Below are 1,091 nucleotides of genomic sequence, written 5' to 3' on the forward strand. Positions count from 1 at the left end.
TATGCAGATGACATAGGGCTTACCAAGTTCCACTTTCTACAGATGCAATAGGGTTAGGCAGGTTCTTTACTCCGGGCAAGATGCGGGACGTATCAGAGCAGCATTATGATTCTACTTTTCCTCTTGCCAAGACCCAAGCAAAGCTGTGCACTATCTTGAGCTAAAGCTTACAAACCTTCACTTTTGTTTACCATACCTATCTTCTCCTAGCAGTATTCTGGACCATGCATTTATCCTCTGTTTCCACATTTCCTCATGCAACCGACAGACTCGTTACCAAGAATGCCGTTTCAGATGGAGATCATCTTTGCGTCTAGATGAGTAGCGTTAGCTACACTGTAAGAAAGCGACTTCTTGTCGCACCATAATACGGCTTATAGACACCCAAATAAATATCCTTGCTCAATTTTTACTATCTCCATTTTCATCTTCTTTTTTAATTTCTTCTTTTTCCTCATGAAATTCCTCAGTAGTTTGGGCAGAAATGTAATCAAATGGAGTATAGTAATTGCTTGGTAATTTCCTTCTGAAAACCGTTTTGATGATCACAATCATAATAGGAACTACTGTAAGTAGTACTATAAATAATATTGTAAGATACAATAATGAATTCAATTATTTTCCCCTTATAAGTTCTGACATGTTTTTATTTCCTTATAATTACATTTTAACATGCCATTAAAGCTTGAACATTAATGAATACTATATACACCCATAGTTAACATAATCACTATTATTAGTAGACATTTCCTAATTTGATATAAAGGGTGCTTTATGTATGTAATTTGAGCAAGATACCTGCTCGATCAAAAATTGGGCGATACCTTCAGCAGATATCTTAAACCCGGGCATATCAAGTGAATTAACCTTTATTTTTTTTGATTCTTTATGTTCTTTAACAAAAGGCAACCGTACAAGTGTCCAGTCTAATTTGCTTTCTTCAAGGATTTGTAGTTCTTTTTTCTTATCTAAAATCATCTCAGAATAAAGAATACGAAAAGCAATTGCTCCTAGTTTATTGACGAATGTTTTTTTATCCCCTTTGATATCTAAAGATCCACCCGTTACACCAATATATCTTTTAATTTCAA

The 1,091-nt window shown here is 34.6% G+C and carries 2 protein-coding genes; both read right to left on the minus strand.

The window, feature by feature from the left end; translation table 11 throughout:
* Window positions 1-402: 402 nt before the first annotated feature.
* The gene (locus ACN6NE_RS30975) at window positions 403-615 is read right to left on the minus strand and encodes a DUF3951 domain-containing protein (protein ID WP_240702754.1); all 213 of its coding nucleotides are present in this window, start codon (window positions 613-615) and stop codon (window positions 403-405) included.
* 135 nt (window positions 616-750) lie between these two features.
* The coding region (locus ACN6NE_RS30980; protein ID WP_474329421.1) for an NAD(P)H-binding protein at window positions 751-1,091 on the minus strand (341 nt) is incomplete at its 5' end.

This window comes from Priestia sp. 53B2, from assembly GCF_056099005.1.